The 5,967-nt window shown below is 72.0% G+C and carries 4 protein-coding genes and 1 pseudogene; 2 read left to right on the forward strand and 3 right to left on the reverse strand.

The genetic code is table 11. From position 1 onward, the window contains the following. Both ASJ79_RS16675 and ASJ79_RS16680 read left to right on the forward strand, forming a co-directional pair. Positions 1-1,624: iron ABC transporter permease (locus tag ASJ79_RS16675; RefSeq protein WP_082753875.1), on the forward strand; the 1,624-nt coding region annotated here is incomplete at its 5' end. Next, on the forward strand, positions 1,617-2,699 hold the full coding sequence (locus ASJ79_RS16680; protein ID WP_067957256.1) for an ABC transporter ATP-binding protein: 1,083 nt from the start codon (positions 1,617-1,619) through the stop codon (positions 2,697-2,699). The genes ASJ79_RS16675 and ASJ79_RS16680, both read left to right, overlap by 8 nt. Here the strand turns inward: ASJ79_RS16680 and ASJ79_RS16685 are convergent. The 3 genes and pseudogenes from ASJ79_RS16685 to ASJ79_RS31115 all read right to left on the reverse strand — a co-directional run. Then, positions 2,652-4,088, reverse strand: coding sequence for a GuaB1 family IMP dehydrogenase-related protein (locus ASJ79_RS16685; protein ID WP_067957259.1), 1,437 nt, complete (start codon positions 4,086-4,088; stop codon positions 2,652-2,654). The two genes, ASJ79_RS16680 and ASJ79_RS16685, sit on opposite strands and share 48 nt — an antisense overlap. Before the next feature lie 97 nt (positions 4,089-4,185). Further along, on the reverse strand, positions 4,186-5,643 hold the full coding sequence (gndA, locus tag ASJ79_RS16690; protein WP_067957261.1) for an NADP-dependent phosphogluconate dehydrogenase: 1,458 nt from the start codon (positions 5,641-5,643) through the stop codon (positions 4,186-4,188). 53 nt (positions 5,644-5,696) lie between these two features. After that, a pseudogene (locus ASJ79_RS31115) lies at positions 5,697-5,967 on the reverse strand (hypothetical protein); the annotation flags it as partial.

The raw sequence follows: 5,967 nt of genomic DNA on the forward strand, positions 1-5,967 counted from the left end.
CCGCGCGGGCGCGCTGGCCGTCGCCGTGCTGACCGTCTACGCGTGGTCGCTGCTGTCCATGCTGACCACCCTGCTGGGCACCACGCTGCTCTCGTTCCGGCTGCAGCCCACCCTGACCATCCTGCTGCCCGCCGCGCTGGTCGCCGCCTGCACCCTGGTGCCGCTGGCGTACCTGGTCGAACGCTCGCTGGAGCGCGGCTGGTCGTTCGTCGTCGACGAACTCTTCCAGCCGCGCACCGCGGCGCTGATCGGCCGGTCGCTGCTGCTGGTGGGTGTCGTCACCGCCGCCTGCGTCGTGCTGGGCGTGGGGCTGGCGGTGCTCGTCACGCGCACCGACCTCAAGGGACGGCGCTGGCTGGCGGTCGCGTTGACGCTGCCGCTGGCGATGCCGAGCTACCTGCTCGCGTATCTGTGGGTGTCGGCATATCCGTCCGTGGCCGGCTTCTGGGGCGCCGCCCTGGTGCTCACGCTGGTCAGCTATCCGCTCGTGCTGTTGACCACCACGGCGGCGCTGGCCCGGGTCGACCCGGCCCAGGAGGAGGTGGCCCGCTCGCTGGGCCTGGGCGGGTTCGCGGTGCTGTTCCGGGTCACGCTGCGGCAGGCGCGCGCGGCGATCGCGGCCGGCGCGCTGCTGGTGGCGCTGTACGTGCTCAGCGATTTCGGCGCGGTCGCGGCGATGCGCTTCGAGGCGTTCACCTGGGTGATCTACGGCGCCTACCGGTCGGGCTTCAACCCGTCGCGCGCCGCGGTGCTCTCCCTGGTGCTGATGGTGTTCGCGGTGGCGCTGGTGGTGGCCGAGCACCGGGCCCGCGGGCTGGCGGCGGCGTCCCGCCTCGGGGGCGGTTCACCGCGGCCGGCGCCGTTGAACCGGCTCGGGCGATGGGCTCCGGTCGCACTGCTGGCACCGGCGGCGGTGCTCGCCGCCGCCGTGGTGGTTCCGGGCGTCGAGCTGGCGCAATGGCTCGTCACCGCCGGCGCGCGCTGGGACGTCGCCGAATGGTCCGGTGCGCTGGGGTCGACGATCTGGCTGTCGGCCGCGGCGGCGCTGGTGTCCACGGCTGCGGCGCTGCCGCTGGGGGTGCTGGCGGCCCGTCACCGCGACCGGGCGACCCGCATCCTGGAAGGCGCGAGCTATGTCGCGCACGGGCTTCCGGCGATCGTCATCGCGATCTCGATGGTGTCCCTGGGCGTGCTGCTGCTGCGGCCGATCTACCAGCGGGAGCCGCTGCTGATCCTTGCCTATACGGTGCTGTTCGTGCCCATGGCCATCGGTTCGATACGCGCCGCGGTGGAAGCCGCCCCGATCCGGCTGGAGGAGGTGGCCCGGTCGCTGGGACGGCCCCCGGTCCGGGCCTTCGGCGCGGTGACCGCGCGCGTCGCGCTGCCCGGCATCGCGGCCGGCGCCGCGCTGGTGTTGTTGACGTGCATGAAGGAACTCCCGGTGACGCTGCTGCTGCACCCGACCGGCACCGACACGCTGGCCACCCGGCTGTGGGGGTACAGCTCGGTCAGCGACTACGCCGCCGCGGCGCCGTACGCGGCCGCGCTGCTGCTGTTCGCCGCGGTCCCGACGGCGCTGCTCGGGGTGTGGGGCACCGGGGACGGAGGGGTGCGCAGTGACTGACGCGGCCGCCGCGGTCAGCGCGCGGGGCATCCACAAGGCGTTCGGCGCCCGCAGGGTGCTGTCCGGCGTCGACCTGGACCTGTCCGCCGGGACCATCACCGCCGTCCTCGGCCCCTCCGGGTGCGGGAAGACCACGCTGCTGCGGATCCTGGCCGGCTTCGAGGAACCCGACGCCGGGACGGTCAGCATCGCCGGCGAGACGGTCGCCGGCGACGGCCCCACCGTGCCGGTGCACCGCCGCCGCGTCGGGCTGATGCCGCAGGAAGGGGCGTTGTTCCCGCATCTGAGCGTGGGGGAGAACGTCGCGTTCGGGCTCGGCCGGGCCCTCCGGGGACGGGCCCCGGCGCTGGTCGCGCACTGGCTCGACGTCGTCGGCCTCGACGGGCTGGCCGACGCCCGGCCACACGAGATCTCCGGAGGACAGCAACAGCGGGTCGCGCTGGCGCGGGCGCTGGCCGCCCGGCCGCGGGTGCTGCTGCTCGACGAACCGTTCGCCGCGTTGGACGCCGGCCTGCGGGTGCGCGTGCGCGAGGACATCGCCGCGATCCTGCGGGACACCGGCACCACGGCGTTGCTGGTCACCCACGACCAGTCCGAGGCGCTGTCCCTGGCCGACTCGGTGGCGCTGCTCATCGACGGGGTCGTGGCCCAGCACGGCACGCCCACCGAGCTCTACGAACACCCCAGCTCGCTGGCCGGCGCCCGGTTCCTCGGCAGCACCGTGGAGATCGCCGGAACGGTGGACGCCGGGGTGGTGCACACCTCACTCGGGCCGCTGCCCGCGCGGGACGCCGCCGTCGACGGCCCGGCAGTGGTGGTGCTGCGCCCGGAACAGCTGCGGTTCGGTACCGGCCCGTCCGGCGCACCGGCCCAGGTGACGGCGCGCCGGTTCTACGGCGCCGACACCGTCGTGCACGTCGAGCTCACCGACGGCACCCCGCTGCAGCTGCGCAGCCCGGTGCCGACCGCACTGCACGACGGGGCGACGGTCACCGTCGAGGTCGCCGGGGACGTGCTGGCCTACCCGTCACCAGCCCGTGGGCAGCGGGTGTCCCTCGGCGAAACCGGCGGCTGACTGCACGCCGAGCACCACCTTCTCGTGCAGCTCTGTCAGTGTGCCCGCGCCGACGTAGGTGCAGGTGCTGCGGACCCCCGAGGTGATGTGGTCGAGGAGGTCCTCGACGCCGCCCCGCGCCGGGTCCAGGTTCATCCGCGACGACGAGATGCCCTCCTCGAACAGCGCCTTACGGGCGCGGTCGAAGGAACTGTCGGCGGCGGTGCGGGCCGCGACGGCACGCTTGGAGGCCATGCCGTAACTCTCCTTGTACGGCCGGTCGTCGCGGTCGTGCATCAGGTCGCCCGGGGACTCGTAGGTGCCGGCGAACCACGACCCGATCATCACGTTGGACGCCCCGGCGGCGATGGCCAGCGCGACGTCGCGCGGATGCCGCACGCCGCCGTCCGCCCACACGTGACCACCGAGTTCCTTTGCCGCCGCGGCACATTCGACGACCGCCGAGAACTGCGGCCGGCCCACACCGGTCATCATCCGGGTGGTGCACATGGCGCCGGGCCCGACCCCGACCTTGACGATCGAGGCTCCCGCGTTGATCAGGTCGCGGGTGCCCTCGGCCGACACGACGTTGCCCGCCGCCAGCGGCAGACCCAGATCCAGGGAGGCGACCGCTTCGATCGCATCGAGCATCTTCTGCTGGTGGCCGTGCGCGGTGTCGATGACCAGCAGGTCGACGCCGGTCTCGGCGAGGTCGCGGGCCTTGGCGCCGACGTCGCCGTTGATCCCGACGGCCGCGGCGATGCGCAACCGGCCGTGGGCGTCGACGGCGGGGCGGTAGATCCCGGCCCGGACGGCCCCGGTCCGGGTCAGCACCCCGGCCAGCGACCCGTCGGCCTCGGTCAGCACCGCCACGTCCACCGGGGCGTGCTCGAGCAGGTCGAACACCTTGCGCGGATCGGTGCCCACGGGTGCGGTCACGAAATCGGAGATCGCCACGTCGCGGACCCGGGTGAAACGGTCGACGCCCGCGCAGGAGGCCTCGGTGACCAACCCGATGGGCCGGTTCTCGAAGACCACCACCGCGGCGCCGTGGGCGCGCTTGTGGATCAGCGCGGTCGCGTCCGACACCGAGTCGTCGGGCGACAGGGTCACCGGCGTGTCGGCCACGGTGTCGCGGCTCTTGACGAAGTCCACGGTGTGCTTGACCGCCGACACCGGAAGGTCCTGCGGCAGCACCACGATGCCGCCGCGGCGCGCGACCGTCTCGGCCATGCGCCGGCCGGCCACCGCGGTCATGTTCGCGACCACCACGGGGATCGTCGTACCGGACCCGTCCACCGTGGACAGGTCCACGTCGAAGCGCGACTGCACCTCCGAGCGGCTCGGCACGACGAACACATCGTTGTAGGTCAGGTCGTACGGCGGCCGGTGGCCATCGAGAAACTTCACGCCCCGAGTCTAGTGGCCGGGCTTCCCCGCGAGCAGACACAAAATCGCACTCAGAGCGCCTAAATCGTGCGAGTTTGTGTCTGTTCGCCGGAGAAAATCAGGCCTCCACCTCGCTGCGATCGCCGCTCCACAGGGTGTGGAACCGGCGCTGCGGGTCGGTGTCGATGCGGCCGTAGGTGTGTGCGCCGAAGAAGTCGCGCAGCCCCTGGGTCAGCGCGGCGGGCAGCCGCTCGGTGCGCAGCCCGTCGTAGTAGGACAGCGCCGAGGAGAAGCCCGGGATCGGGATGCCGAGCTCGGTGGCCTTGACCACCACGCGCCGCCAGCTGTCGATCGCGGCCTCGATGGCGTCGCGGAAGTAGGGCGCGACGATCAACGTCGGCAGTTCGGGATCCTCATCGAAGGCGTCCTTGATCCGGTTGAGGAACTTGGCCCGGATGATGCAGCCGCCCCGCCAGATGGTGGCCAGGTCACCGGGGGTGACGTTCCAGCCGTACTCGGCGCTGCCGGCCTGGATCTGATTGAAGCCCTGCGCGTAGGCGATGATCTTCGACGCGTACAGCGCCTGCCGGACGTCCTCGACGAATTGTGCTTCGTCTGCGGGCTTTTCACCGAGGTCGCCGGAGGCCAGGCCGGTGGTCGCCTTGCGCTGGGCAACCGAGCCGGACAGCGCCCGCGCGAACACCGCCTCGGCGATGCCGGTCACCGGCACGCCGAGGTCGAGGGCGGACTTGACCGTCCAGCGGCCGGTACCCTTCTGCTCGGCCTCGTCGAGGATCAGGTCGACCAGCGGCTTGCCGGTCTTGGCGTCGACCTGACGCAGCACCTGCGCGGTGATCTCGACCAGGAAGCTGTCCAGGTCTCCGGAGTTCCATTCGTCGAAGACGCCGGCGATCTCCGATGCGGTCTTGCCGAGGCCGTCGCGCAGCAGCTGGTAGGCCTCGCCGATGAGCTGCATGTCGGAGTACTCGATGCCGTTGTGCACCATCTTGACGAAGTGCCCGGCGCCGTCGGGACCGATGTGGATGCAGCACGGCACACCGTCGACGTGGGCGGAGATCTCCTCCAGCAGCGGGCCGAGCGATTCGTAGGACTCCTTGGGACCGCCGGGCATGATCGACGGCCCGTTCAGGGCGCCCTCCTCACCGCCGGAGATGCCCGCGCCGACGAAGTGCAGCCCGCGCTCGCGGATCGCCTTCTCCCGGCGGATGGTGTCGGTGTAGAGCGCGTTGCCGCCGTCGATGATGATGTCGCCGGGTTCCATCGCGTCGGCCAGCTCGTTGATGACCGCGTCGGTGGCGTCCCCGGCCTTGACCATGATCAGCACGCGGCGCGGCTTCTCCAGTGCGTCGAGGAACTCGGCGATGGTCTCGCTGCGGACGAACTTGCCCTCGGATCCGTGCTCGGCCAGCAGCGCGTCGGTCTTGGCGACCGAGCGGTTGTGCAGTGCCACGGTGTAGCCGTGCCGGGCGAAGTTCCGCGCGATGTTCGACCCCATGACGGCCAGGCCGGTGACGCCGATCTGCGCGGTACCCGTGGTGGACTGCGACGAGCTCATGGACGGAACCCTTTCGTTCAATGATGGCCGCACCGCCGATTACGGTGCCGCGGTTACGCCGAGAACAGCCGTTGGAGCTCGGTCAGCCAAGGCACCGCCAGCGCGATGGTCGGCACGACCAGGACCGCGGCGGCCGTGACGTACGCGCCGGCCGCGAGGATCCTGCTGTTGGGTTCGCCGCCGAGGCGGCGCACCCGCACGACGGTCGTCGGGCCGCCGGCGGCCAGCGCGATGGGCTTCGCCGACCACTTCGTGCCACAGGATCGGCTCGCGGCGTTCGTCGACGCGATCGAAGCCGACGGCGTCGACGCAGCGGTCGCCGCG

The organism is Mycobacterium sp. NAZ190054, assembly GCF_001545925.1.
Classification (GTDB): domain Bacteria; phylum Actinomycetota; class Actinomycetes; order Mycobacteriales; family Mycobacteriaceae; genus Mycobacterium.

Excerpts from the sequence above, each read along its gene's own strand:
- gndA (WP_067957261.1), bottom strand. The coding sequence starts at position 5,643 with ATGAGCTCGTCGCAGTCCACCACGGGTACCGCGCAGATCGGCGTCACC.